The organism is Corynebacterium comes, assembly GCF_009734405.1.
Taxonomy (GTDB): domain Bacteria; phylum Actinomycetota; class Actinomycetes; order Mycobacteriales; family Mycobacteriaceae; genus Corynebacterium; species Corynebacterium comes.
On sequence record NZ_CP046453.1, the window covers coordinates 29,835 to 54,706 of the forward strand.

A 24,872-nucleotide genomic window follows, 5' to 3' on the forward strand; every position below is an offset into this window, starting at 1 on the left:
TCCGTGGGGTTGTCAGGAACAAGGTTAGCAGCGGGTCAGCGGCCGCCGAGGAGTCGGTCGAGGGGGTTGTCCGGGGGTGGTTCGCCGGTGTCGGCACCTGGGACGAGGACCGTGACGTCGAACTCCCAGTAGCGGACGGTGATGTTCTGGTCCCGGCGCAGGACGGCCCCCTGCGGGGGGTCGGAGGCGGCGATGAGGCCGGCGTCGACAAGCGCGCCGGTGCGCACGGGCGTGCCGGCTATGAGCTGGCCGTTCCAGCCGGCGTTACGGAGCGACGCCAGGGCGTCCGCTTCGTCGAGGCGGGTGATCCCGGGCATGGTGATGATCATGCCGTTGGACACCTCGAGGGTGACGGTGGTGCCCAGCGGTATCTGGGTGCCTTCGTCCGTGTGGGAGAGGACCCGGCCCTCGGGTTCGGAGGAGTCCAGGACGCGGACCTGGGAGATCAGTCCGAGGCTGTTCAGTGTGGCCTCCGCCTGCTCGATCTGCATGCCGGAGAGCCCGGGGACCCGGACGAGGGCGGGGCCGGTGGAGACGGTGATCATCACGCGGGAGCCCTTCGAGATCTGCGCCCCGGCCGGGGGGTTCTGCTCGATGATGCGTCCCGCCGGCACGGTCGCGGAGCTCTCTTCGGCGACCTGCTGCTCGAGGAGCAGTTCGGCGCCCCGGAGCAGGTCTCCGGCTTCCTGGGGGGTGAGGCCGAGAACGTCGGGGACGTCGGTGATCTCCAGGCCGCTGGAGACGGCGACCGTCACGGTGGTGCCCGGCTGCAGCTGCGAACCGGCGGTGGGGTTGGTGCGGATGACGGTGCCGCGGGGAACGTCGGGCGAGGGCTCCTCGTTGACGTCGACACGAAGCTCCAGCGCCTCGAGTTGAGTCACGGCGTCCTGGCGGGTCAGGCCGGTGACGTCGGGCACCGACACCATCTGCGAGACGGTGCTCTGTTCCCCGCCGCGCTGCAGGTCCCACACGAACGCGCCGCCGATTCCCACAGCGATCAGGGTGAGCAGCGCCGCGAGCCACACCATCCACCGGTTGCTTCTCGACGCCCCCTCCTTGTTCCCCACCGCAGTGGTCAGGGTCGTGGGGTTGTCGTCGACGGGCTCGACGGTGGTGATGTGGTGGCGCGCGGCGTCGGTGACGGCGTTCCGGGTCAGTTTGCGCAGCTCCTCGCCCATTTCCACGGCCGACTGGTAGCGGTCGGCGGGGTGCTTGGCCATGGCGGTGAGCACCACGGCGTCGACATTGACGGCGGCGGTGGGGGAGAGGGAGGCGTCGATGAGCGAGGAGGGTGCGGTGGGTTCCTCCTGGACGTGCTGGTAGGCCACGGCGAAGGGGGTCTCGCCCTCGAAGGGAGGGCGACCGGTGATCAGTTCGTACATGACGCAGCCGAGGGCGTAGACATCGGAGCGGCCGTCGGCGGCCTTGCCGCGGGCCTGCTCGGGGGAGAGGTACTGGGCGGTGCCGATGACGGCGGAGGTCTGCGTCATCGCGGAGGTCGAGTCGTCGAGCGCGCGGGCGATGCCGAAGTCCATCACCTTCACCTCGCCGGTGTTGGTGATCATGATGTTCGCCGGCTTGACGTCGCGGTGGATGATGCCCGCGTTATGGCTGACCTGCAGGGCCTCGGCGACGGGGATGAGGATCTCGGCGGCGCGTGCCGGGTTGAGGGGGCCGTCCTCGCGGAGGATGTCACGCAGGGTGCGGCCGTGGACCCTCTCCATGACGATGTAGGGCACGCTGATGCCGTCGAGGATCGTCTCTCCGGTGTCATAGACGGCCACGATGGCGGGATGGTTGAGTTTTCCGGAGTTCTGCGCCTCTTTGCGGAAACGCTCGCGGAAACTCACGTCCCGGGCGAGTTCGACGCGGAGCATCTTGACGGCGACGCCGCGTCCCAGGAGGGTGTCCTGGGCGGCGTAGACCTCGGACATGCCGCCGGTGCCGATGACTTCGGCAAGGTCGTAGCGGTCACCGATCAGAGCCATCAGTTTCCTCCGTTGGTGAGATTCCCCGGGCTGTCCAGAAATTCATCGGCACCGCCCGGGTTTCCGTTGGCCGTCGTGGGCTGCGGCGCGGGCTGTGTCTGGGTGGGCGTGGGCTGCGGGGTCGGCTGCGGCGAGGGCTGTGGAGTGGGCTGGCGCGTCGGCTGCGGCGAGGGCTCCGGGGTCGGCGGCACCTCGGTGGGGGTGACCCATTGCGTGATGGTCGCCCGGGTCGGCGGCACCGGTGCGAGGGTGGGCTCCTCCAGCGTCGGGGTGATCCACTCGGTGATGATCTCCTGCGTGGTGGTCGGTGTGGTCATCGGCTCGGGATCCGCGTCCGCGCCGCCGAAGAGGCCGGCCTGCCAGGCGAGATAGATCGCGCCGCCGGCCAGCGCCGCGATGAGGATGGACAGGAGGACACCCGAGGCGAAACCGCCACCGCCACTGCGCCGGGGCGCGGCAGGCGGCCGGGGCGGGGTCGGGGGCACGGGGACCGGGGTGGCTGGACTGGCCGGACTGGCCGGGTGAATCGTCGTCGGATGGGTGGCGGCGCCCAGCATGCGGGTCGATTCGGTGTGCGAGGGCTCCGGGGCCACGCGGGTCATCGCCGCGGACTTCGGCTGCGGCGGGCGCTGGCCGAGGCGCACGGCGGAGACGGCCAGCGCCATCTCGTTGCCGTTGGCGAAGCGCTGCGCCGGGTCCTTGCGCAGGGCGATGCCGATCAGCTCGCGGGTCTCGGCGCTGACGGTGGTGGACAGCGCCGGCGGGGCCTGGCTGATGTGGGCCAGCGCCACGGACACGGAGGAATCGCCGATGAAGGGGCGCTTACCGGCGAGCATCTCGTAACCGACGACACCGAGCGAGTAGACGTCGCTGGCTGCGGTGACCTCCCGGCCCTGCGCCTGCTCCGGGGAGACGTACTGGGCGGTGCCGACGACCATGCCGGTGCGGGTCAGCGGCACGGCGGCCGCCGCCTTGGCGATGCCGAAGTCGGTGATCTTGACCTGCCCGTTCTGGGTGATCATCATGTTGCCCGGCTTGATGTCGCGGTGGACCAGGTCCATGCGGTGGATGATGGACAGTCCATGGGCGGCCTGCTCCAGGACGTCCAGGGCGAGATCCTCGTCGAGGGTGTTCTCGCGTGCGAGCATGTCGGCCAGCGACTCCCCGCGGACGTACTCCATGGCGATGAAGCAGAAGGTGTGCCCGGCGGGGTCGGGGATCTCGCGGTAGTCGTAGGTGCGGACGACGTTGTCGGAGTCGATGAGTTCGGCGGTTTCCGCCTCGTTGCGGAAGCGGTCGAGGAATTCCCGGTTGTCGGAGAACTCCGGACGCAGGATCTTGATGGCCACCTCGCGGTCGTGGCGGACGTCGTCCGCCAGCCACACGGTGGACATGCCGCCGTGCCCGATGATCCACTGCAGGATGTAGTCCTCGCCGATGAGGTTCTGGAGGCGGTCGCGGCCCTCGACGTCAGCCATCACGCACCTCCGGCCGCATCCAGGACGGCGCGTCCGACCGGGGAGGCCACCTGGCCACCCGTCGCGCTGCGGCCGAAACCGCCGCCGTCCTTGACCACCACGGCCACTGCCACATCCCGGTCCGGCAGGTACGCCACGTACCAGGTGTGCGGCGGGGTGCCGTCCACGCCGTGCTCGGCGGTACCGGTCTTCGAGGCGATTCCGGCCCGGCCGCCGGAGGTGTTGCGTTCCGAGGCGAGCATGAGCTGTTCCAGCTCGCCCGCCACCTCCGGCGAGACGGCCTGGGTGATCTCGCGCGGTTCGGTGCTGCGCAGCTCCCGCAGGTCGGTGCCGGTGATGCGGTCCACGACGTAGGGTTCCATCCGTCGCCCGTCATTTGCGACGGTCGCGGCCATCACCGCGGCCTGCAGCGCCGACATGGTCACATCGCGCTGGCCGATGGAGGTCTGGCCGAGAGCGGCGGCGTCAGGAAGCTCACCGAGGGCGCCGGGGGAGGTGGGCAGGCCGAGGTCGTACTGCTCACCGACGCCGAAGGACTCGGCGGCCGAACGCATCGCGTCGGCCCCGACGTCGATGCCCATCTCCACGAAGGCGGTGTTGCACGACAGTGAGAACGCCGTCTCCAGGGTCACCAGCCCGCCACCGGCGCACGACTGACCGGCGTAGTTGGTCAGGGTCGTGGTGGTGCCGGGCAGGGTGATCTCGGGTGCGCCGGTCAGCTGCGAGTCGACGGAGTAGCCGTTGTCCAGCCCGGCCGCGGTGGTGATGATCTTGAAGATCGATCCCGGCGGCAGCGTCTCCTGGCTGGCGTGGTTGATCAGCGGGTTGCCCGGATCGGAGTTCACGGACTCCCACGCGTCGGCGGCCGTGGCGGAATCGGCGAGCAGGTTCGGGTCGAAACCTGGGGAGGACGCCAGCGCCAGGACCTCACCGCTGGAGGGCCGCAGGGCCACGACGGCGCCCTCGTAATCGTTGCCGGCCAGCTGCTGGTACGCCACCTGCTGCATGCGCGGGTCGAGGGTGAGCTCCACATTCGCTCCGGTCGGGTCCTTGCCCGTCAGGGTGTCCAGCCACCGGGAGGTGAACAGTCCCGGGTCGGTGCCGTTGAGCACGCCGTTGTAGGAGGACTCCAGGCCGGAGGCGCCGAACTGGTCGGAGAGGTAACCGGTGACCGGGCCGAAAGCGGTCGGGCTCTCGGAGGGATAGGAACGCTGGTAGAGACCCTCATCGTCGGCGGTGGAGGAGGCCAGCACCGTGCCGTCGGCCGAGATCTGGCCACGTGGGGAGGACTTGAGCTCGAAGAAGCCACGCTGGTTGAGCGGGTTGGCGGCGTACTCGTCCTGCCGGAAGACATGGATGATGCTGAGGTTGACCAGCAGGACCAGGGTCAGCAGCAGCGCGAAGATCGAGGTGAAGCGGATGGAACGATTCATCGCACGACCCCCTCCTCGGGCTGGGCGGGGAAGAGGCCGGTGTCGGACGCGGCGTCGATACGCGGGGACGTCTCGGCGGGCCGGCGGGCGGAATGGGAGATGCGCAGCAGAAGTCCCAGCAGAATGTAGTTGGCCATGAGCGAGGAGCCGCCGGCGGACATGAAGGGGGTGGTCAGGCCGGTCATCGGCATGAGGGCAGAGATGCCCGCGGTGACCACGAAGACCTGGATCGCAATGGTCAGCGACAGGCCACCGGCGACGAGCTTGCCGTAGGAGTCACGCACCTGCAGGGAGGCACGGAAGCCGCGGGCGACCAGCAGCGCGAAGAGGACGAGCACGGCGGCCAGGCCGACCAGGCCGAGTTCCTCGCCCACGGCGGCAAGGATGAAGTCCGAGTGCGCGACGGGGACGGTCTCCGGGTGGCCCTGGCCGATGCCGGTGCCCATGATGCCGCCCCAGGACATGCCGAACAGGGACTGGGAGAGCTGGTAACCGGTGGAGTCGTAGTTGGCCACGGGGTCGAGGAAGTTGGTCACCCGCTCCTGGATCTTGCCCGAGACCTGGTAGACGGCGAAGCCTCCGGCGGCGACGAGCGCCAGGCCGATGAGCAGCCAGGAACCGCGGCCGGTGGCCAGGTACATCATGCCCAGCACGGTGGTGAACAGCAGTAGAGCCGGGCCGAAGTCGTTGGACACGGCCATGATGAGGATCGCGATGGCCCACACCGCCAGGATCGGCGCGAGGTCACGCAGACGGGGGAAATCGATGCCCAGGAAGCGGTAGCCCGCGACCGTGAACAGGGCACGTTTGTTCACCAGCAGCTGCGCGAAGAACAGCAGCAGCAGGATCTTGGAGAACTCACCCGGCTGCACGGAGAACGGGCCGATGGAGATCCAGATCCGCGCATCGGCGTTGATCGACGTCGGCCACACCAGGGGCAGGGCCAGCAGCACCAGGCCCACCAGGCCCAGGAGGTAGGAGTACTTGCTCAGGACCTTGTGGTCGCGGACGAGCACCAGCACCCCTATGAGCAGCAGGATGCCCACCAGTGTCCACATGACCTGACGGCTGGCCATCGAGGTGCCGGTGGCCAGGTCGAGGCGGTGGATCATCACCAGACCGATGCCGTTGAGCAGAGCCGCGACGGGCAGCATGAGCTGATCGGCCTGCGGGGCGAAGAAGAGCAGCGCGATGTGCGCGATGCTGAACACCACGACGAAGCCGCCGACGAGCCACAGCATGTCGGTGCTCAGGACGTTGCCCTGGCTCAGCTCCAGGCTGGCCAGCATGACGGTGAGAACGATCGCAGCGAGGATGAGCAGGCTCAGCTCGGTGCGTCGTGACAGGAATCGGGACATCTACCTCACCTCCCGGCAGTTGACGCCCGGTCGGGTCAGGTCCCCGCCGGCGGAATCAGGGTTCTCGCCCTCCGGCGGGTTCTCCCGGGCGATGCACAACGGCAGTGCCTGATCGGCGAGCCTTCGCAGCTGCTGGGTGACCTCATCGTAGGAACCCGTCCCCAGTCCGGCGACCGAGGTGCGGGCTGATTCGGGGAGATCCTGCAGAGTGAAGGGCGAACAGTCCTCTGTACTGCCCACGTCCACCAGGCGTAGAGCGCCCGCCTCGTCGAGGCAGGCCTCCTGATAGGGCGTGTGCAGGTCACGGCCGAACACTGAGAAGTTCACACCACTTTCAATGACGAGGTGGTCCTCCTCGCCGGTGTCGATGAAATAGGAACGGTCGACGGTCGAGTACACCCACCAGACGGCACCCACCAGGCCGATGAGGACCAGCAGGGTGAGGATCAGGGTGGTGAGACGAAATCGGCCACTACGGGCGGCATCATCTGCCGCGCCGACAGTCACCTCCTGGGCTCCGGACGGCACCTGCCGGGCGCCCGCCAACGGTTGCCTGGACACCTCGCCGTCGGGTGAGATCGTCTTCGGCCGACGCGAGAGAAGCGCGGCCCGTCCGGCCGCCGTGTCCGGGTGGGTCTCCTCCTCGGACTCGCCCAGCAGGGCGCCCGCAGTGACGGCGGTGGTGGGCAGTGCCGCGACGGCGGCCTCGTCCAACTCAGAGGTGTCGACGACGTCCGCGACGACGATGGTGATGTTGTCGGGGCCACCGGAACGCAGCGCCAGCTCGACGAGCCGGCTGGCGGCCACCTGGGGGGAGCCGACGTTGAGTTCGGTGGCGATGGTGGACGCCGTCACCGGGTCGGAGAGACCGTCGCTGCACAGCAGGATGCGGTCACCCGGGCGGGCCTCCAGGTTGGCCAGGGTGGGCTCGACCGGCCGACCCGTGTAGGCCTTGAGGATCAGCGATTTCTGCGGATGCGAGGACACGTCCTCCGGATCCAGGCGACCCTCGTTGACCAGCGACTGGACGAAGGTGTCGTCGATGGTGATCTGGCTGAGCTCACCGTCGCGCAGCAGGTAACCGCGCGAATCACCGACATGGATCAGGCCGAACTCACGGCCGTTGAACATCAACGCCGTCAGCGTGGTGCCCATGCCGTCTGTCTCCGGGTTCTGCCGGATCTCTTCGGCGATCTCCCGGTTCGCGTCATCGGCCACGCTGCCCAGCAGGGCGAGCATGTCGTTGACGCCCGGGTCGGCGTCAAGGCGCTCGAGGTGCGTGACCATCATCTGGCTGGCCACCTCACCGGCGGCGTGGCCACCCATGCCGTCCGCGATGACAAGCAGGTTCGGACCCGCGTAGGCCGAGTCCTCGTTGTTGCCGCGTACCAGGCCACGGTCGGAGAGAACCGCATAATTCAGTCTCAGATTCACGGAACCAACCTCACTGTCGTCCGGCCGACCTTGATGTCGGAGCCCACGCCCACACGCTCGGGCTGGTCGATGCGCCCGCCGTCGACGAAGGTGCCGTTGCGGGAATCCAGGTCCTCCACGAACCAGTCGGAACCGCGCCGGAACAGCCGGGCATGGCGTCCCGAGGCGAAATCATCGCCCAACTGGAAGTCGCATTCCGGGGAACGTCCCATGACCACCTCCTCCAGTGAGCCCACGGACATGTGCGATCCCTTCAGCGGGCCGTCCACTACGGTCAGCTGCTTCGCTGCTTCTCGACGCCCCGGGACCACCGCCGCGCGCCGCGCAGCCGCCGGAGCGCTCGTCTGCACACCGGCGGCGAGCCGGACGTCCTTGTACATGGCGCGAACCGCCATGAAGACGAAGAACCACAGGAGCAGCAGCAGGCCGATCCTGAAGATCTGCAGGACAATCGAATCCACTGCTACCTCCTTGACGTGGCTCGGGACGGATCAACGATCCGGACCTCGATATGGGAATGGCCCATCGTAATGACGTCACCGTCAGCCAACAGCCAGTTGTCCACCGGGGTGTCGTTCACGGTCGTGCCGTTCGTCGACTGCAGGTCCACCAGCACGGCGTCCTGCCCGTCCCAGGTGACCTCTGCGTGCTGCCGGGACACACCCGTGTCCGGCAGGCGGAAATCGGCGTCGTTCGACCGGCCGATGATGTTCGAACCCTCCCGCACCAGGAAAGTTCGGCTTGAACCGTCCTGCAGCAGAAGGGTGACCACCGGCTGTGTCGGAAGCTCGGTCACTTCGGTGGGTGCATCCTGCTCGGTCATGATTTCCTCCTGGGGTTCAGGCTGGTCAGTACTGATGGCGTCGAAGCCACTGTCACCCGACGGGGCGTCATCCCGGAAGGAGGACACCCGCAGCTGGCCGGTGCGCAGACCGGACTCCTCCGCGATGCGGACAACCACCGGACCGCTCACATGCCATCCGCGGTTGCGGCAGTAGCGCGACATCTGATCGGCGAACGCCGTGGGCAGATCCGAATTCATCTGTGAGAGGTTCTCCAGATCCTTCGACGACACACCCACCATGAAGACATTGGGGGCGATGACCACACCGTCATCAACGACGAGGTTGTCCTCCGCCTCCTGCTTCAGCAACTCCTCGATCTCCGCGGGAACAACTTTCCCGCCGAAGATCCGGGCGAAGCCGTTGTCGAGACCGCGCTGCAGAGCGCTGTCGAGTTTGGCGAAACGAGCCATTACAGACATGACGCGCGGCCTCCTTTCTGAAGGGCTTCCCATCGGACTGTCAACCAGCAAATGGCGCGGAGGAATCCTCCCGCGCGCATGATCCACATCATTATAGGGTCCGAGTGGGTGGGAATCGTAGATGAAGAAACCGGGCAGGCGGGCCGAGTCGGCCGTGCCCGGCGTTTTTCCGGAGGTTGGATTTATATTGTGGCCTGCAGATTTGGTCTTTGAATGTGACCCCTGTTATCTTGATTAAGTCCGCACAGCAGGACGGTTCAGGCCGAAAAGCTGTCGCATCACCCGCCCGGGTGGCGGAATGGCAGACGCGCTGGCTTCAGGTGCCAGTGTCCGCAAGGGCGTGGGGGTTCAAGTCCCCCCCCGGGCACAAATTAAATGTAGCGGGTCACACTTTAAGTGTGGCCCGCTACTTTTTTGCGTTCCGAGGTCACGCTGGAGGGGTGGGGCGATGGCAGGCGGCTGCCCTGGCTGAGGCCGGCAACCCGTTCTGATCTCTGGACCACACGATCACACTCCTATTCCGGATCGTTCGCTCTGAGAGATGGGTGGGGACTGGAAGAAGTTCACGGCACGATGGGGGTAGGTGGTTTCCTGAAGTAATTTCTTTTGGGATCACGCCTGTAAGGTGCTCGGACATGATCCACATCACAAGAGGTGACGTATGAGTGAACCGTTGAGCACTCCCAGAGGAATGGAAAGGCCCACTGAAACCCAACGGGCCAAAGACCCCATGGACTCCAGCGCCGATCGAAATTGGTGGCTGATCCTCGCAGGTCCTGTGATTGCCGTGATACTGACACTGCTGCTCCCGGAGAGCCTTGCCTTTCAGGGGCGTGCTGTCGCAGGTATCGCGATCTGGATGGCGCTGTGGTGGATGACCGAAGCGGTGCCCATCCCGGTGACGTCACTGCTCCCGCTCGTTCTCTTCCCCCTCGTCGGCGCAGGAACCATGGCGGAGGTCGCCAGCCCCTACGCCAACTCGGTCGTCTTCCTCGTCATGGGCGGCGTGATCCTCGGCCTGGCGACCGAAAAGTCCAACCTGCATCTGCGGGTGGCATTGCTGACCATCAAGGCGGTGGGTACGAAGCCGGCTCAGATCGTGCTTGGACTGATGATCGCATCAGCTTTCATTTCCGCGTGGGTGTCGAACACCGCGACCGCCGTGATCATGGTCCCGATCGCGTCGTCCATCATCCAGTTGGTGAGGAAGGTGGACAGCCGTGCAGCCGGCAAGAAATTCTCCGCCGCCATGCTGCTGGGCGTCGCTTACGGTGTGACCATCGGTTCCACGGCCACGGTCATCGGCCAGCCGCCGATGGCCCTGATGAAGGCCTACCTGCTGGAATCGCAGAACTTCGACATGGGCTTCGGGCAGTGGATGCTCGTCGGCGTGCCATGGGCTGTGATCATGGTGGCAGTGGCCTGGTTGGTGCTGACCAAGCTTGTTTTCCGTCCCGAGGTCAACGAGATTCCAGGTGGAAAGGAAATGATCCGGGAGGAATATCGGAACCTCGGAGCAATGAGCACGGCAGAAAAGCGGGTTGGGCTGGTTTTTCTCGCGGCCATTTTCTTCTGGGTGGCGGTGCCTTTCATTGCCACGATTCCAGTAGTTGAGGAGTATCTGCCGTTCTTGGGGTCCATCTCGGATACCCAGGTCGCCGTCGCCGCCGCTGTGGCTTGTTTCATCGTGCCCGCTGAAAAACGCCGCATCAATCAGAAGAGTCCCGCCCTGCTCAGCTGGTCCACCTCCCGAGAGGTCCCCTGGGGACTGTTGCTGCTCTTCGGGGGCGGTCTGTCGCTGTCTGCGATGTTCACTGCCACCGGACTCTCGGAGTGGGTGGGTTCCCAGGTTTCCGGGATGGCCGATCTGCCCAACTGGGTCATCGTCCTCGTGGTGATTATCGTCGGTCTGGCGCTGACCGAATTGACGTCCAATACCGCGACGGCCGCTGCTTTCTTCCCGATCTTCGGGGCCGTGGCCGTGGGTGTGGGCATGGATCCACTGATCATGACCATCGCCGTCACTCTGGCTGTCTGTTCTGCCTTCATGCTCCCGGTCGCGACTCCTTCCAATGCGGTGGCTTTCGGGTCCGGTGAAATTACCATCAAGCAGATGGTGAAGGCAGGCGTCTGGTTGAATGCCATCTCCCTGGTGCTGATCATGATCGTCCTGTACACCCTGGTTCCGTTGGTGTTCGGCGTCAGCCTCTGAATCCAGGCCTGAGAGCTCCTCAGGCGCCTTGCAGCTGCCGGGGACGTCGTCGCCACACGCCTCGGCGGCTCGGATCGTTGTGGGGATCCAGGGGGAAAGTCGGTTTGTAGCCCGACTGCTCACCCCTTCTTATTTGAGACGGAAAGTAATGGGGGTGGACCCGTGGGGGAGGAAGTTCGACATATTCACAGCCGCTAATTAGTTTAGCTATGTGAAACCAATGAGCTTTCGCCGAGGGAATGGCGGGGCCGGGCCCCACGCAGGAGAATCAGATGACAACATCCCTTTACGGTGGCAACCAGGACAGTGTTCCCGTGTGGGGTGAACCTGCGGCAGCGGTCGAACGGAGATTCAGCGAGGAGCCGGGTGAGTGGATCGCGGATGCCAGATGTCGGCAGGGCGATCCCGATGCGCTTTTCGTGCGCGGCGGACAACAGCGCGAGGCGGTCGCGATCTGCCGACCCTGCCCGGTCCTGCATAAGTGCCGGGCCGAGGCGCTGGACAACCGCGAGGAATTCGGCGTCTGGGGTGGCCTGACTGAGCGTCAACGACGCGCTCTCCTGCGACAGAATCCTCAGGTGGACAATTGGGCCGACTATCTCGCGGCGGGTGGCGAGCTGCACGGTATCTGAGTTCCCCTACCGCGCCCCCTGGGTGCCCGATCACCCGGCGGCTGCCGGGCCGGAACTAGAAGTAGATGCCGTGGTTGGCGAACCACGGCACGGGGTCCACGGCGCCGTTGCCGCTCGGGTGGATCTCGAAGTGCAGGTGGGAGCCGGTGGAGAAGCCCTCACTGCCCATGCCGGCGATCTGCTGGCCGGCGGATACGCGCTCGCCGACCCCGACGTGCAGGCTGGACATGTGGCCGTAGACCGCCATGGAACCGTCGTCGTGCTTGACGCGGATCCACTGCCCGTAGCCGGAGGCCGGCCCGGAGTTGATCACGGTGCCAGACATCACGGAGTGGATCGGGGTGCCGATGGCGTTGGCGATGTCGATACCGTTGTGCATGGTGCCCCAGCGCGGCCCGAAGCCGGAGGTGAAGGTGCCGGCTGCGGGGCGGGCGACGGAGGCCGTCGGCACAATGTCGGCGATACCGGCTGTGGCGGCGACCTGGTTGGCCGCACCCGTGGCGGCGGAGGACATGCCCGCGAAGTCCGGGCTCTGCGCAGAGGCGTTCGCCACGCCCGCCATGCCAGCGGTGGTCATGGTGCCGGCGACGACAGCCGAGATTGCCAGGCGACGCTTGGCGGTCTGGAGGTTGGAGGGCTTACGGTGGCGTCCGATGTAGCTCAAGGTCCGACTTTCTTTTGAGGGGCAGTCAACAAGTGGCGGCTTCGTAACCGTACCGTTACTAATTTGTGACCACCCTAAACCCCGGACGCATTGTTGTCCAGTTATGCCCCCGGCCTGCGTTCCTCCGGCCGGGGCATCTCGAAACGCTCATTCTCCGTGATGCCGAAATAGGTCGCAGGCCCACCACCACGGGATATCGGATGCGCGAGTGCCGTCTGATAGATCCCGTCGACCAGGAGATCCTTGTCGATGTGCACGCCCACGACCTCGCCGAACACCACGCGGGTCCGGGTGGGAGAGCCGGCGGCGTCATCAAGGCGCACGATCTGCGTCGCCCGGCACTCGAAGACGACGCGCGCCTCGGCGACATGCGGGGCGTCGACAAGCGAAGACGCCGCAGGCGTCAGGCCTGCGAGCTGGAACTCGTCCACATGCTTATCGACGATCGCCGCCGACTCATTCATCGCCTCTGCCAGTTCGCGGGTGGCGAGATTCCAGCAGAATTCGCCGGTCTCCGTGATGTTGGTGACAGTGTCCTTCATGCCGATGCTGGCGAAACCGATGATCGGCGGCGTATACGAGAACGCGTTGAAGAAGCTGTACGGCGCGAGATTGAGCTCGCCCGCCGCGCTGCGTGTGGAGATCCAGCCGATCGGCCTCGGCGCGATGATCGCGTTGAACGGGGAGTGGGGGAGTCCGTGGCCGGCGGCGGGCTCGTAGAAGTGGAAGTCGCGGTGGTGCGGCATGGTGGGGTCCTTGGGGTGCGGGTTGGGCGTGCGGAAGTATGTTTCCGTCATGGAAACTCATCTGTACGATTGTCATCATGACACATGACAGGGCGGCAGGTTCCCGTTCATTGGAGCTCCTGGAGGCGGATCGGCTAGCACTGAGCGAACGTGCACGTATGCCGTCGTGGCTGGCACTCACCCTCGGGGTCCTCGCGGGGGTGTGGGGCGGTTCGCCACTGTTCACCGGTTCCGACCACACATCGGTGTGGTTCTCCCTCTATGTCGTGGGCCTGGTCCTTGTCTTCGGGGCCACCCGGGCGACGGGTGTGCGGTTGAGGGCGGTGGGTGCCCGCGGGTGGGTCGCCTTCGGCATCCTTGTGTTCGTTGTCCTGGCGCTCTACAGCGTCTCGCTGGCGCTCAATTCTCTGGGACTGGTGGGGTGGGTGCTGCTTCCTGCCCTGCTGGCGGCGGTATGCACGGTCGCGGCGGTGCGGGTCGTCGACGCTTCGAGACGGAGCGTGCTGCGCCGTGACCGTTGAGCCGTTGTTCGACGATCTCATCCACAACCCTGTCCGCCTGCGGATCTGCGGGATGCTCAGACGGGTTGATGCGGTGTCCTTCACGACACTCCAGGAGGTGCTGGGGGTGAGTAAGCCGACGCTGTCCAAGCACCTGTCCGCACTGGCGGACGCGGGCTATCTGACGATGGACAAGCTGGCCTCTGATGAACGATCGGACCGTCGGCGGGTGGCCTGGGCAGGGATGACCAGGGCCGGACGGACGGCGTTTGACGGGCATATCGCCGCGCTGCGGGAGATCACCACACCTTAGAACCGGGTCCACCACTGGATCCTTCCGCAGGTGCCGGGGTCAACTCCCGGGGCGGGGTGGGTGGTCTGCACTTTCTTCGCCCATCGAGATCCCCGTCCAGAACCGCTCGCTGTCCCGTTGCCGGCGACGCCGGGTTCTCAGGTCGGGGCGTTGCTGGCCGAGGAGGGCCCCCGTGGGCGTCTAACGGGCTGGTCAAGGCGATCAGCGGCAAGTTCGAGCACCCGCACGGCATCCTCCTGCAACGACCACTCGAATCCAAGCCTGGCCCGAAGATGAGAAAAACCGCCGCACCCGAAGGTGTGGCGGTTAATCAGTGAAGAGCGAGTGCTTACAGCGGGTGAACCTGCTGGGCCTGCGGGCCCTTGGCGCCCTCGCCGACCTCGAACTCGACCGGCTGGTTCTCCTCGAGGGTACGGAAACCGTTGCCCTGGATCTCGGAGTAGTGGACGAAGAGATCAGCGGATCCGTCGTTAGGGGCGATGAAGCCGAAGCCCTTTTCGCCGTTGAACCACTTAACAGTTCCCTGTGCCATGTAAATTACCTTTTTCCTGATGAGGTGATGCTACGTTCGCCAGCATGATTCGCTGACGCTCGGGTCGTTGGAACTCCTTGAAGACCATCAACCTCCGCAGTTACTGCATGGTTGAGGCAAACTAGGCGCTCGCGTGTGCATCTCTTGCGAGCGCCTAGACACTGCGCACAGAAACCGCGACCAGCACCCAGTGTGCCATGAATCGGGGCTAAGCGATAGTGGAGTCTTCAGAAGTTGTCTAAAACTCCGCCCTGAGTGGTGTCGATCACAGGACTACCGGTACATCGCCTAACCCCTCAAGGGATCGCCTGAGTAGTGAAGATGCTCTATCTCTCACCCGATCGATAGTGTGGGATCGGACTGTATGTGTGCGGGAAGAATCAAGTAGCGCGCTGCATAAGTTCGCCGATGGACTTGACCGGGCCGTGGGGGTGTCCTTTTCCGATTCCCGACTCTTCCCTCTACCTGGGTTCCATAATTTTCTTTAGTCTTCAGACCCGCCCCCTGTCCTCGCACCGGGATTTCGCGACATGATCTCAAGTGCACCGCGGGGTATGAGCGCTTTCCGACGAAACTCGGCGGGAGCGCATCCTTCGATTCGTTTGAACACCTGCCCGAAGTGCGACGGGTTCTGCACGCCCCACCGTTGAAGGATCTTTTCGACTGGCATTATCGCGAACTCTTCCAGCGCCAGATCTGCTCTTACCCTGTCAATGCGTCGCGACCGAATGTAACTGGCGCAGGTTATCCCTGACTGCTTGAAAGTCTGGTGCAGATATCGAATAGAAATGTGGGCGGAGTCCGCCACCATCTGCGGGTTGAGCTGGGGATTCGACAAGTTCGCCTCAATGAAGACGAGACACTGCTCCAGCAGATCCGCCGCAGGGGATTGGAGGGATTCCTCTTCGGACAGGTATAGATCCGCCAGCATTGCCTCGACGAGGCCGACAAGATGGTTTGCTACCGCTGCCCGGGCTGACGGTGTGAGTGTGGGTTCTGCGGGAAACAGTCCCGTCAGAAAGCTCAAAATCGGCGGGGCCAGGCCCTGGCTGCCGTCGAATGAAAGTGCTCCGACCTGGTCCCACCGTATCGACCTGGTGTTGAGGCGGTCGACCGGAATGCGGACGCTTCGGCTTTGGTAGTTGCCGTAGCACTCAAGCTGGGCCGGCTTGCTGGACAGGTACAGCCCGATCTGGCCGGGAGTCAGCTGAACTTGTTTGCCCTGCTGGGTGAGTTTCAACATGCCGCCGACCTGGAAGGTGACGACGACATATTCCTCATCCTCGTTCCTGATGTGTTCGGCAGTGCGTTCGGCGGTGTGATCCCTGGTCGCCATGGAAAAGACACTGGTACTCAGGAAATTGGCGGCTTCGAAGTCGCCCTGAAAAGCGTGGTTGTCCTGGGCTGCAAACCGGAACGGCATGAGATCGTTGCCCACTTTTTCGCTCCAGGCATCGAGAGTTTGTCGGCGGCCACTTGCCCCAATACTTATCCCACCCAGGCGCGATTCATGATCCATGACACATGAACATATCACTGTGTTTCATGTCATAAGTGTGCGCGGGATCGAGAGGGGTGCTCACTCAATCGATAGGGCAGAGACTGTGACTCCGCTTACATTGTGGGAACACCGCCACACCGAGAGAAGGAAGAGCATGACTGCAACCTTGAAAACCCGGAACCGCGCCGGCCTCAACCCAGGTCACGAGTTTGAAGCACTCATGGCACGTCTCGACGGAATAACCGACCTTTTGAGGGCCAACGGCGAGAAGAACGAGGAGTTGGGGCGTCTGACCGATGAGAGCTTTCAGGCGCTTAAAGATGTCGGTGCCTTCAAGATCGGCATTCCGGAAGAGCTCGGGGGCTATGAGCTGAAGCCCACCCAAACGATTGCCGTCCTGGAGAAGGTGTCCCAGGCGGATCCGGCCTCCGGCTGGGTGCTCATGGTGCTTCAGATGATTTCCGGAACCACCGCCGCCTATCTGCCGGAGGAGGCGCAGCGCGAGCTGTTTCCCGAAGACGGCGAGCACGCGCTCGTTGCCGGCCAGGGCACCCGGTTCGGAAAAGCCGAGCGTGTGGAAGGGGGCTACAAAGTCAGCGGCAACTGGTTCTTCGGCTCAGGCATGCCGCACGCGAACTGGATTCATACCGGCGCCATCGACGAGGAGAACGGCCGCGTCATGATGGTGCACTTCCCCCGGGAGAAAGCCAGTTTGGACGGCAACTGGGATGTCCTCGGCCTGCGCGCGACCGGCAGCATCGACTACTCGTGCCAGGACGTGTTTGTTCCGGACGCCTACGTCTACGAACCCACCACCACCGACCCCCTGGCCGGCGGCGCCCTCTACAAGACCGGACTGGCGCTGATGTCCGGCATCTGCCACACCGGTTGGGCACTCGGCGTGGGACGTCGCTTCCTCGATGAGATGCAGGCCCACGCCGCCAAGAAGAAGAACCAGCCCGGTGCATCCACCAATACCGACCAGTTCTACGCCGAATACGCCAAGGCTGAGGCGCGGATGCGCTCCGCACGTGCATGGGCGCTGGAGGTGTGGGCCGATAACGAGCGCAGCCTGGATGCCGGTGAAAAGTTGACCATGGAGCAGGAGACGCTGACCCGCCTCATCCTCAACAACAGCACCTGGGCCGCCCATGACGTCAGCCAGACCGTTCACCTGTGGACCGCAACTGCCCTGGCGCGTCGTGGTGATCTTCAGCGAACCTTCCGCGACATGCATGTCGGCACCGGTCACGTCACCAGCGGGCCCGTTGTCCTGCAGCAGGTTGGCAAGTACCTCGCAGGCCTGACCACCCCTGACTCCCACTGGAACTTCTTCAACCTCGAAGAACCGACCACTTCCGAGTAGAACCCGACGAAGAAAGAAGATACCCATGTCTACGATGACTGCGATCCCCACCCAAACCCTCCCTGCGGAGATGTCCCAGGATTTCCGCAAAGCCTTTGGAATGCACCCCGCCGGTGTCGCCATCGTCACCGCGGATCCCGGAACCGGCCCGGTCGGCCTGACCGCCACCAGCGTCAGCAGTGTCTCCGCTGATCCTCCGACGATCGCCCTCAATCTCTCCGCTCTTTCTCGTTCGGCCGACAAGATCCGGGCTGCAGACCACGTCGTCGTCCACCTCCTCGGCCGAGAGCAGCTCGACCTGGCACAGCTGTTTGCCACGCCCGGCGCCGACCGCTTCGGCGATACGTCCCTATGGGATCGACTCCCCTCGGGAGAACCGTACCTTCTGAATTCCCGTGTATGGATGCGCGGAAAAATCGTCGGCTCCATTGACATCAACGGGTCCACACTGGCAGCTATCGAACTGGTGGAAACTCACGTCGACACCTCTGCCGACCCGGCCCCGCTGGTCTACTGCAGCCGAACATGGCATGCGCTGTCGGACATGAGCTCCGTGCATCCGACCATGTGACGTCAGTACGGCCCTTTTCCCCCTTCAATTATGTGAATTCAGGAGACTTCTATGTCCTTCGACGAAGCGACGAGCACCTTCCTCACCGCCGCAGCGGAAAACGCCGGCGACCGCCCACTCTGGAAGATGTCCGCCCCCCAGGCACGCGAAGCCACATCGGGCCTGGATGAGCTGTACGGCCCGGGCCCGGAAATGCACGAGGCGCGGGACCACCAGGTCGTAGGGGAGGACGGCGGAGAATTTACCGTTCGTGTCCTGCTTCCTTCTCCTTCTCCGACCGCAGTGGTCGTCTACTACCACGGCGGAGGCTGGGTACTGGAAAACCTCGCAGGCTACGACACTCTCGGTCGGCAGCTCGCCCAGAAAACCGGTGCGGCTGTGGTGTTGGTGGAATACCGCAAGGCCCCGGAACATCCCTTCCCCATCCCCGTTGACGATGCGTGGGCCGGTGTGAAATGGGCGGAGGAGAATGTCGCACGGCGTAACGGTGAGGTACTTCCTCTGATGGTGGCCGGCGACAGTGCCGGAGCGAACCTGGCCGCGGTCGTTGCTCAGCGAGCTCGGGATGAAAGATCGCCAGCTGTACAGGCACAAATTCTCGTCTGTCCGGTCACCGATGCTGATTTCACCCGTGACTCCTACCTCGCCTCGGAAAACCAGACGCTGGTTTCCCTCGACGCGATGAAGTGGTTCTGGGATCAGTACGCTCCGGATGCCAGCGACCGTAGTAACCCGGCGGCAACCCCACTCAACGCCACGTCCTTGGCAGGCCTTCCCCCGGCACTGGTCATCACCGCCGAGCACGATGTGCTCCGCGACGAGGGCGAAGCCTACGCGCACGCCTTGCAGAAAGCCGGAGTAGAGGTGGAACACCACCGGTGGGAAGGCCAGATGCACACCTTTTTCTCCCTGGTCAACATCCTGCCAGGCAGCGCGGAAGCTATTGATCTGGTCGCGCAGCGAATCAGAAACTTCGCACGGGATGCTGCCGCACAACCGGCCCGGGCAACTGTGACGACATAAGAGAAATGGTGCCCGAGCGCACCGAATGCGATTGACACCATGATTGGCCGAAGGCGCACTCCCCATCCTCATCCAGGATGAGTGCGCGGAAAGAACAGGGAAATGAGCTCCTTAAGGTTTACCCACGACACACTCTCCCAACGAGTGGTGCTCGACAGTGGGCGGGTTGTTGAGCGAGTGCTCAGCGAGGCTGAGCAGCTGGGAATGTCCAGGCCGATGCTCATCTCCACCGACGGCACCCACGAGGTGGCGGAACGACTCGCGGAGGACTTGCCGCCGTCCGTCCACTGGCGGGATGCGGTGCAGCACGTGCCACGGGAGATCGCCGACGCTGCCACCGCCGCCGCCAAGGAGGCGGGCGCCGACGGGCTGATCTCCATCGGCGGTGGCTCAGCCACCGGCCTGGCCAAGGCCATCGCCCTGGACACCTCCCTGCCCATCATCGCGGTGCCCACGACCTACGCCGCGTCCGAGGCCACCCCGGTGTGGGGCATCACAGAGGAGCGCACCAAGACCACCGGGGTGGACCCGGTCGTCCTGCCTGCGGTGGTGATCTACGACGCCGATCTGGTGGCCACCCTGCCGCAGGGCATGGCGATCGCCTCCGGCCTCAATGCCATGGCCCACTGCGTGGACTCGCTCTGGGCGCCGACGGCGGACCCGATCAACCGGGCGTTGGGACTCGAATCGGCTCGCGCGTTGGCATCGGCCCTACGCGCCCTGGCCGCCGGTGGCGGGCAGGAGGCCCGGGAGCAGGCGCTCTACGGCTGTTACCTGTCCGGGGTGGCGTTCGCCTCCGCCGGTTCCGGGTTGCACCACAAGATCTGCCATGTACTCGGCGGCACCTTCAACCTGCCGCACGCCGAGACCCATGCCGTGGTCCTGCGCTACGTCGCCGCCCTCAACCTTCCCGCCGTCCCCGAGGTCGCGCAGGCCCTGGCCCAGGCACTGGGAGGCGAGGACGCGATCACCGAACTCAACCGTCTCTACCAGGACATCGGTGCCCCAGGCTCCCTGGCCGAACTGGGCATGCCGGAAGGCGGCATCACCGAGGCCGTGGACCGGGTGCTGGCCGCGGTCCCGGCCGGCAACCCGACGCAAGCCACACACGACAACATCACCGCACTGATCACCGCCGCCTTCCACGGCGATGATCCGGCCCGCATCAACGACTTCGTCGAAGGAAGAACCCGATGACCCAGACACTTCACACCCCGCAGATCTCCGATGCCCAGCGTCGTGTGGAGGACGACCTCGTCGACCGGGTCGTCGCCTCCTTCGACAACTGTGACAACCCCCGGCTGAAACAGGTCATGCAGTCGCTGACGGTGCATCTGCATGATTTCATCCGGGATGTGCGCCTGACCGAGGAGGAGTGGAACCAGGCCATCGAGTTCCTCACCCAGGTCGGCCACATCACCGACGACAAACGCCAGGAGTTCGTCCTGCTCTCCGACACCCTGGGGGCGTCGATGCAGACCATCGCCGTCAACAATGAGGCGTACGAGGACGCCACCGAGGCCACCGTCTTCGGCCCCTTCTTCCTCGACGATGCCCCCGAGGTCGCCCACGGCGGCGACATCGCCGGCGACGCCCAGGGACAGCCCGCGTGGGTGGAGGGAACTGTCACCGACACCGACGGCAACCCGGTGCCGGGTGCCCGGATCGAGGTGTGGGAGTGCGACGAGGACGGCTTCTACGACGTGCAGTACGGCGACGACCGGATGGCGGGCCGGGCTTACCTCCACACCGATGAGCAGGGCACCTACCGGTTCTGGGGGTTGACCCCGGTGCCCTACCCGATCCCGCACGACGGGCCGGTGGGCCGGATGCTGCAGGCCACGGGACGCTCCCCGGTACGTGCCGCCCACCTGCACTTCATGGTCACCGCCCCGCAGTACCGCACCCTGGTCACCCACATCTTCGTCGACGGTGACCCGCAGCTGGAGATCGGTGACTCCGTCTTCGGGGTCAAGGACTCACTGATCAAGACCTTCGAGCAGCAACCGGCCGGTACCCCGACCCCGGACGGGCGGGATGTGTCCGTAATGGGCGACGGAACCTGGGCGAAGACCCGCTTCGACATCGTGCTGGCCCCCGCAACCACGTAGACGACTTCAGGAGAACTGATCATCATGACCACCACTACTTCCGCAGATTTCACCACCGACGTCTTCATCGTGGGTTCCGGGCCCGCCGGCTCGTCTGCTGCCCTCTTCCTGGCCACCTACGGCATTGACTGTGTGGTGGCCAGCAAGTACGCCAACACCGCCAACACCCCGCGGGCACACATCACCAACCAGCGCACCGTGGAACTCATGCGGGATATGGGCATCGAGGACCAGATCAAGGCCGAGGAAGTCCCGCATTCCATGATCGGCGAAACCGTGTTCTGCACCGCCATCAACGGTGAGGAATTCGGCCGTGTCCACTCCTGGGGTACCGGCCCCGACAGGGAAGGCGAGTACATCGCCGCCTCCCCGTCGCTGAACTGCGACCTTCCCCAGACCCACTTCGAGCCGATCCTGGTACGCAACGCCATGGCACGTGGTGCGGTGTTCCGCTGGAAGACCGAGTACGTCTCCCACACGCAGGACGCAGATGGGGTGCACACGACCGTCCGTGACCGGCTGACCGGGCACACCTACACGGTCCACTCGAAGTACCTCATCGGTGCCGATGGTGGGCGCTCCCAGATCGCCGCTGACCTGCAGCTGCCCATGGACGGGCAGATGGGGGTCTCAGGCTCGATGAACATCCACTGCGACATGGACCTGAGCGAGTACTGTCAGGACCGCCAGTCCTCCCTGTACTGGGTCCTCCAGCCCGGAGCCGCCGTCGGCGGTATCGGGCTCGGCCTGGTGCGCATGGTCCGACCCTGGAACGAGTGGCTGGTCACCTGGGGCTACGACATCAACCAGCCCCCGCCGGAGATGGACGAGGCCAAGGCCGCGGACATCGTGCGTAACCTGGTCGGCATCCCTGATCTGGACGTCAAGGTCCACCACTGGTCGCTGTGGACGGTCAACGACACCTACGCCACGCAGAACATGTCCGGACGCGTGCTGTGCGTCGGCGACGCCGTCCACCGTCATCCGCCGAGCAACGGCCTGGGGTCGAACACCTCCATCCAGGATTCCTACAACCTCGCCTGGAAACTGGCCATGATCATCAACGGGAAGGCCGGCGAGGAACTCATCGACTCCTATCAGGATGAGCGGGTGCCGGTCGCCCGGCAGATCGTCCGCCGGGCCAACAAGTCCATCACCGAGTTCAGTCACGTACTCGACGCACTGGGCATCGATCCGGCAGATGACGCCGAGGCCATGCAGGCGGCGATGGATGTCCGCAAGCAGCCCACCGAGGAAGGCGAGCGCCGCCGCCAGGCTCTCCACCACGCGCTGAAGATCAAGAACTACGAGTTCAACGCCCTGGGGGTGGAGATGGGGCAGCGCTACGAGTCTTCGGCTGTGGTATCTGACGGCACTCCGTGGCCCACGCAGGAGACCGATCCGGAGCTGCACTACCAGCCGACCACACACCCGGGTGCGCGTCTGCCGCACGCCTGGCTGAGCGGCTCCAACCCGGCGGCGCCGAAGGTGTCCACTCTCGATATCTGCGGCGGGGGACACTTCACGGTGCTCACCGGCACCAACGGCCAGGATTGGGTGGATGCCGCCCAGACTGTGTCCGAGGAACTGGGAATCGAGATCCCCGCGTACAAGATCGGCCCCGACCAGGATTACACCGACACCTACGGCGACTGGTTGCGACTGCGTGAGATCGCCGATGACGGGTGCCTGCTGGTTCGGCCGGACAACCACGTCGGCTACCGCGAGGTGCGCCTGGTGGCGGATCCCCTGGCCGCGCTTCGCGAGGCACTCGGCACCATTTTGCACCGCAGTCGCAGCGGCAACCGGGAGCAGCTCGTCGCTGACGGTGAGCTCCTGCGCCTTGGCCACCGCGAGCTGCAGACGGTGGACGCGAAGTAGTCGGCCCGTCCTTTCCCACCTGGCCTTGCCGCGGCGCGGGAAAAGACGGACAACAGGTCCAGGATTCGCCGGTGCCTGGTGGAGCACGGAGTAACCATTTTCCCCGGAGGTGCGCATGTTGATGGCGATTAGACAAGCAACCGCACGGGGAGCAAGATGTCCGATTCCAGCACGACGCACTGATAAAAGCGGGCTGCTACCGGATCTTCACTGACACCACCTCCAGTTCGTTGGAGTCGAGACCCGAGCCGGATAAGGTGCTGGATCAGCTCCGTTCCGGCGACACGTTGATTGTGTGGCGCCTGGACAGCCTGGGCTGCTCGATCAGGCACCTGAGCGATCAACTCGCCGAGCTCCAGGAGCCAAGGGTGGAATTCCGGTCGCTGCAGGAAAACCTCGACAGCGCCGATGCCGCGCGTGTGAGGGGAAGGCCGGAGGTCGGGCAACACTACTGAGTGGGAACAAGCTGCGCACCGTGCGGATACTCTACGAGCAAAAGGACATGGCCGTCGCCCAGGTCGGTGTGGTCCGCGGCGTGAGTCGAACCATGGTCTACCGTGCCCTGCGTCGCCAATTGGGCAGCTTGCCCCCGCCAGCGAAAATCTGCGAAAACTATCTGCTGGCTTAACTCACGTGTTATGCCGCTTAATGTTCGCCATCAAGTTTCACCCGCATGTACCAGCGGTGCATTCTGAAACACGTCTCATCAAAGCCATTGACCCGGTGAGACGCTGTCGGGGGAGAGGCTTCCACGCGGAGAAACAGAGCCCGTCGCAAGCGCCATCAATATGGATCACGCTCACGGGGGTGCGTACCCCGGAAACGCACAACCGGGCCCCAGTACGGGACCCGGCGGCAGGCATCGGCTCAACTGCTCACCGGCGCAGGTGGGAATGTCACCAGAAGACGGCGATGGCGATGTTGATCAGTGCCAGGCCACCCACCGAGTGGGCGAGACCCTTGGGGACCGGTTCGTTGCGGGCCACCTTGCGGCGGCCGATGACGGCGGCGACCAGCACGGCGATGAGGACGACCAGCTTGATGCCGATCTTCATGTGGTTGACCGTGCCGTCGTTCATCTCCGCCAGGCCGACGAGGCCCAGGCCGGTGAGCAGCTGGACCCAGGCGCCGATGTGCTGCCACTGGAGCACGGTCGGCTGGCGGAAGGTGGCGAGCCAGCCGCCGACGAGGGCAGCGGCACCGACGATGTGGAGGAAGACGAGGAGTGAATAGAGGAGGTCCATGGCTGCCATGCTAACTTTCCGGCACTCAGGTGGCTAAACGGACAGCGGCTCAGCGGTTCTGGTACCAGATCGTGCCCGTGAGCACTGTGGCGAATGTTGTCCACGCGGCGTAGGGGAGGAGGAAAGCGCCGCGACTCCTGCTCACCGCCATGGTGCGTCGGGCCAGGTCGGCGCTGGAGATCGCGAGCGCGCCCGCCTCAAGGGTGGCAAGGCCGGACTGGTGCCCCTTGAAGAACAGCGCGCTCCAGCCCGCATTGAGCGTCAGGTTGGCGGCGAGCGCGTTGCGCAGTGCCTGGTATTCGGCCGTATCGCCGCTCTCCCGCAGGTCCGCCAGGCTCCGGCCCGCGACGGCGGCGATGCTGGCGTACAACCCGGTCCAGGCGACGGGGAAGACCCAGGCGGGCGGCTGGATGGACGGTTTGGTCAACGACCGGTACCAGGACGAGGAGGTGTCGGTGGCCAGGGATCCCGCGACGGCGGTGGCTATGACCGCCGCGGAGGTGGCGCCGATGGTGCGGTAACGACGTTGCGTGGGGGTGGAGAGGTTGAGGAAGCTCATTATCCCGATGCTAGAGAATCGCGCGACCGCCAGCCGCGCCGAGGATGAGCCGGGCCCACTGT

At 65.0% G+C, this 24,872-nt stretch carries 24 protein-coding genes and 1 tRNA gene; 12 read left to right on the forward strand and 13 right to left on the reverse strand.

Features of this window, described 5'->3' with window-relative positions; all coding sequences use genetic code 11:
- Positions 1 to 35: 35 nt before the first annotated feature.
- Genes pknB through CETAM_RS13770 form a run of 7 tightly spaced genes read right to left on the reverse strand, consistent with a single transcriptional unit; the run spans position 36 to position 8,955 of the window.
- A complete protein-coding gene (gene pknB / locus CETAM_RS00155) occupies positions 36 to 1,988 on the reverse strand; it encodes a Stk1 family PASTA domain-containing Ser/Thr kinase (protein WP_156226527.1) in 1,953 nt (650 codons plus the stop codon).
- Entirely contained in the window at positions 1,988 to 3,466 is a 1,479-nt protein-coding gene (locus CETAM_RS00160) for a serine/threonine-protein kinase (RefSeq protein ID WP_156226528.1), read from the reverse strand. The genes pknB and CETAM_RS00160 overlap by 1 nt, the downstream gene beginning before the upstream one ends.
- Entirely contained in the window at positions 3,466 to 4,899 is a 1,434-nt protein-coding gene (locus CETAM_RS00165) for a penicillin-binding transpeptidase domain-containing protein (RefSeq protein ID WP_156226529.1), read from the reverse strand. Before CETAM_RS00165 ends, CETAM_RS00160 begins: the two co-directional genes overlap by 1 nt.
- Complete coding sequence (locus CETAM_RS00170) at positions 4,896 to 6,257, reverse strand: FtsW/RodA/SpoVE family cell cycle protein (RefSeq protein ID WP_156226530.1); 1,362 nt, start codon at positions 6,255 to 6,257, stop codon at positions 4,896 to 4,898. The genes CETAM_RS00165 and CETAM_RS00170 overlap by 4 nt, the downstream gene beginning before the upstream one ends.
- A complete protein-coding gene (locus CETAM_RS00175) occupies positions 6,258 to 7,691 on the reverse strand; it encodes a PP2C family protein-serine/threonine phosphatase (protein WP_156226531.1) in 1,434 nt (477 codons plus the stop codon).
- Complete coding sequence (locus tag CETAM_RS00180; RefSeq protein ID WP_156226532.1) at positions 7,688 to 8,152, reverse strand: FHA domain-containing protein FhaB/FipA; 465 nt, start codon at positions 8,150 to 8,152, stop codon at positions 7,688 to 7,690. The genes CETAM_RS00175 and CETAM_RS00180 overlap by 4 nt, the downstream gene beginning before the upstream one ends.
- A 2-nt stretch (positions 8,153 to 8,154) precedes the next feature.
- Positions 8,155 to 8,955 carry a DUF3662 and FHA domain-containing protein gene (locus tag CETAM_RS13770; RefSeq protein WP_156226533.1) on the reverse strand — a complete coding sequence of 267 codons (801 nt, stop codon included), beginning with the start codon at positions 8,953 to 8,955 and terminating at the stop codon, positions 8,155 to 8,157.
- Positions 8,956 to 9,239: 284 nt separating this feature from the next.
- On the opposite strand from CETAM_RS13770, the gene CETAM_RS00190 reads away from it, so the two are divergent.
- From CETAM_RS00190 to CETAM_RS00200, 3 genes are all read left to right on the forward strand, one after another.
- A tRNA-Leu gene (locus tag CETAM_RS00190) sits at positions 9,240 to 9,322 on the forward strand.
- A gap of 294 nt (positions 9,323 to 9,616) precedes the next feature.
- Positions 9,617 to 11,167, forward strand: a complete 1,551-nt coding sequence (locus tag CETAM_RS00195; RefSeq protein WP_231587520.1) for an SLC13 family permease — start codon at positions 9,617 to 9,619, stop codon at positions 11,165 to 11,167.
- Positions 11,168 to 11,439: 272 nt separating this feature from the next.
- The gene (locus CETAM_RS00200; RefSeq protein ID WP_156226534.1) at positions 11,440 to 11,799 is read left to right on the forward strand and encodes a WhiB family transcriptional regulator; all 360 of its coding nucleotides are present in this window, start codon (positions 11,440 to 11,442) and stop codon (positions 11,797 to 11,799) included.
- A 55-nt stretch (positions 11,800 to 11,854) separates the two neighbouring features.
- On the opposite strand, the gene CETAM_RS00205 is transcribed toward CETAM_RS00200, so the two are convergent.
- Positions 11,855 to 12,376 carry a M23 family metallopeptidase gene (locus tag CETAM_RS00205; protein WP_156229291.1) on the reverse strand — a complete coding sequence of 174 codons (522 nt, stop codon included), beginning with the start codon at positions 12,374 to 12,376 and terminating at the stop codon, positions 11,855 to 11,857.
- A 188-nt stretch (positions 12,377 to 12,564) separates the two neighbouring features.
- Entirely contained in the window at positions 12,565 to 13,260 is a 696-nt protein-coding gene (locus CETAM_RS00210) for a flavin reductase family protein (protein WP_231587521.1), read from the reverse strand.
- Positions 13,261 to 13,286: 26 nt separating this feature from the next.
- On the opposite strand from CETAM_RS00210, the gene CETAM_RS00215 reads away from it, so the two are divergent.
- Entirely contained in the window at positions 13,287 to 13,730 is a 444-nt protein-coding gene (locus CETAM_RS00215) for a hypothetical protein (RefSeq protein WP_156226535.1), read from the forward strand.
- Complete coding sequence (locus CETAM_RS00220; RefSeq protein WP_156226536.1) at positions 13,720 to 14,022, forward strand: transcriptional regulator; 303 nt, start codon at positions 13,720 to 13,722, stop codon at positions 14,020 to 14,022. Before CETAM_RS00215 ends, CETAM_RS00220 begins: the two co-directional genes overlap by 11 nt.
- Positions 14,023 to 14,350: 328 nt before the next feature.
- Here the strand turns inward: CETAM_RS00220 and CETAM_RS00225 are convergent, their stop codons facing one another.
- Positions 14,351 to 14,554: a cold-shock protein gene (locus CETAM_RS00225; RefSeq protein ID WP_156226537.1), complete on the reverse strand. Its 204-nt coding sequence runs from the start codon at positions 14,552 to 14,554 to the stop codon at positions 14,351 to 14,353.
- Positions 14,555 to 15,038: 484 nt separating this feature from the next.
- Entirely contained in the window at positions 15,039 to 16,073 is a 1,035-nt protein-coding gene (locus CETAM_RS00230; RefSeq protein ID WP_156226538.1) for a helix-turn-helix domain-containing protein, read from the reverse strand.
- Positions 16,074 to 16,209: 136 nt separating this feature from the next.
- Between CETAM_RS00230 and CETAM_RS00235 the strand changes: the two genes are divergently transcribed.
- The 7 genes from CETAM_RS00235 (at position 16,210) to CETAM_RS13775 (ending at position 23,462) form a co-directional block, all read left to right on the forward strand.
- Complete coding sequence (locus CETAM_RS00235; RefSeq protein WP_156226539.1) at positions 16,210 to 17,421, forward strand: acyl-CoA dehydrogenase family protein; 1,212 nt, start codon at positions 16,210 to 16,212, stop codon at positions 17,419 to 17,421.
- 34 nt (positions 17,422 to 17,455) lie between these two features.
- Positions 17,456 to 17,992 carry a flavin reductase family protein gene (locus tag CETAM_RS00240; protein WP_156226540.1) on the forward strand — a complete coding sequence of 179 codons (537 nt, stop codon included), beginning with the start codon at positions 17,456 to 17,458 and terminating at the stop codon, positions 17,990 to 17,992.
- Positions 17,993 to 18,043: 51 nt separating this feature from the next.
- Positions 18,044 to 19,015 carry an alpha/beta hydrolase gene (locus tag CETAM_RS00245; RefSeq protein ID WP_156226541.1) on the forward strand — a complete coding sequence of 324 codons (972 nt, stop codon included), beginning with the start codon at positions 18,044 to 18,046 and terminating at the stop codon, positions 19,013 to 19,015.
- Positions 19,016 to 19,117: 102 nt separating this feature from the next.
- Positions 19,118 to 20,212, forward strand: a complete 1,095-nt coding sequence (locus CETAM_RS00250) for a maleylacetate reductase (protein ID WP_156226542.1) — start codon at positions 19,118 to 19,120, stop codon at positions 20,210 to 20,212.
- The gene (locus tag CETAM_RS00255) at positions 20,209 to 21,126 is read left to right on the forward strand and encodes a dioxygenase family protein (RefSeq protein ID WP_156226543.1); all 918 of its coding nucleotides are present in this window, start codon (positions 20,209 to 20,211) and stop codon (positions 21,124 to 21,126) included. Before CETAM_RS00250 ends, CETAM_RS00255 begins: the two co-directional genes overlap by 4 nt.
- Positions 21,127 to 21,150: 24 nt before the next feature.
- Positions 21,151 to 23,007 carry an FAD-dependent oxidoreductase gene (locus CETAM_RS00260; protein WP_156226544.1) on the forward strand — a complete coding sequence of 619 codons (1,857 nt, stop codon included), beginning with the start codon at positions 21,151 to 21,153 and terminating at the stop codon, positions 23,005 to 23,007.
- A 203-nt stretch (positions 23,008 to 23,210) separates the two neighbouring features.
- Complete coding sequence (locus tag CETAM_RS13775; RefSeq protein WP_231587676.1) at positions 23,211 to 23,462, forward strand: recombinase family protein; 252 nt, start codon at positions 23,211 to 23,213, stop codon at positions 23,460 to 23,462.
- Positions 23,463 to 23,903: 441 nt separating this feature from the next.
- Here CETAM_RS13775 and CETAM_RS00270 read toward each other — a convergent pair whose 3' ends face one another.
- Together CETAM_RS00270 and CETAM_RS00275 are read right to left on the reverse strand one after the other, a co-directional pair.
- Positions 23,904 to 24,251 (reverse strand): hypothetical protein, encoded by a 348-nt coding sequence (locus CETAM_RS00270; protein WP_156226545.1) that lies wholly within the window; start codon positions 24,249 to 24,251, stop codon positions 23,904 to 23,906.
- A 49-nt stretch (positions 24,252 to 24,300) separates the two neighbouring features.
- Positions 24,301 to 24,810, reverse strand: a complete 510-nt coding sequence (locus CETAM_RS00275; protein WP_156226546.1) for a TspO/MBR family protein — start codon at positions 24,808 to 24,810, stop codon at positions 24,301 to 24,303.
- Between the last annotated feature and the right edge of the window lie 62 nt (positions 24,811 to 24,872).

Coding starts and splice junctions, on each gene's coding strand:
- pknB (WP_156226527.1), bottom strand. CDS start 1,988: ATGGCTCTGATCGGTGACCGCTACGACCTTGCCGAAGTCATCGGCACC.
- CETAM_RS00160 (WP_156226528.1), bottom strand. CDS start 3,466: ATGGCTGACGTCGAGGGCCGCGACCGCCTCCAGAACCTCATCGGCGAG.
- CETAM_RS00165 (WP_156226529.1), bottom strand. CDS start 4,899: ATGAATCGTTCCATCCGCTTCACCTCGATCTTCGCGCTGCTGCTGACC.
- CETAM_RS00170 (WP_156226530.1), bottom strand. CDS start 6,257: ATGTCCCGATTCCTGTCACGACGCACCGAGCTGAGCCTGCTCATCCTC.
- CETAM_RS13770 (WP_156226533.1), bottom strand. CDS start 8,955: ATGTCTGTAATGGCTCGTTTCGCCAAACTCGACAGCGCTCTGCAGCGC.
- CETAM_RS00195 (WP_231587520.1), top strand. CDS start 9,617: ATGAGTGAACCGTTGAGCACTCCCAGAGGAATGGAAAGGCCCACTGAA.
- CETAM_RS00200 (WP_156226534.1), top strand. CDS start 11,440: ATGACAACATCCCTTTACGGTGGCAACCAGGACAGTGTTCCCGTGTGG.
- CETAM_RS00205 (WP_156229291.1), bottom strand. CDS start 12,376: ATGACCACCGCTGGCATGGCGGGCGTGGCGAACGCCTCTGCGCAGAGC.
- CETAM_RS00210 (WP_231587521.1), bottom strand. CDS start 13,260: ATGACGGAAACATACTTCCGCACGCCCAACCCGCACCCCAAGGACCCC.
- CETAM_RS00215 (WP_156226535.1), top strand. CDS start 13,287: ATGACACATGACAGGGCGGCAGGTTCCCGTTCATTGGAGCTCCTGGAG.
- CETAM_RS00225 (WP_156226537.1), bottom strand. CDS start 14,554: ATGGCACAGGGAACTGTTAAGTGGTTCAACGGCGAAAAGGGCTTCGGC.
- CETAM_RS00230 (WP_156226538.1), bottom strand. CDS start 16,073: ATGGATCATGAATCGCGCCTGGGTGGGATAAGTATTGGGGCAAGTGGC.
- CETAM_RS00235 (WP_156226539.1), top strand. CDS start 16,210: ATGACTGCAACCTTGAAAACCCGGAACCGCGCCGGCCTCAACCCAGGT.
- CETAM_RS00240 (WP_156226540.1), top strand. CDS start 17,456: ATGACTGCGATCCCCACCCAAACCCTCCCTGCGGAGATGTCCCAGGAT.
- CETAM_RS00245 (WP_156226541.1), top strand. CDS start 18,044: ATGTCCTTCGACGAAGCGACGAGCACCTTCCTCACCGCCGCAGCGGAA.
- CETAM_RS00250 (WP_156226542.1), top strand. CDS start 19,118: ATGAGCTCCTTAAGGTTTACCCACGACACACTCTCCCAACGAGTGGTG.
- CETAM_RS00255 (WP_156226543.1), top strand. CDS start 20,209: ATGACCCAGACACTTCACACCCCGCAGATCTCCGATGCCCAGCGTCGT.
- CETAM_RS00260 (WP_156226544.1), top strand. CDS start 21,151: ATGACCACCACTACTTCCGCAGATTTCACCACCGACGTCTTCATCGTG.
- CETAM_RS00270 (WP_156226545.1), bottom strand. CDS start 24,251: ATGGACCTCCTCTATTCACTCCTCGTCTTCCTCCACATCGTCGGTGCC.
- CETAM_RS00275 (WP_156226546.1), bottom strand. CDS start 24,810: ATGAGCTTCCTCAACCTCTCCACCCCCACGCAACGTCGTTACCGCACC.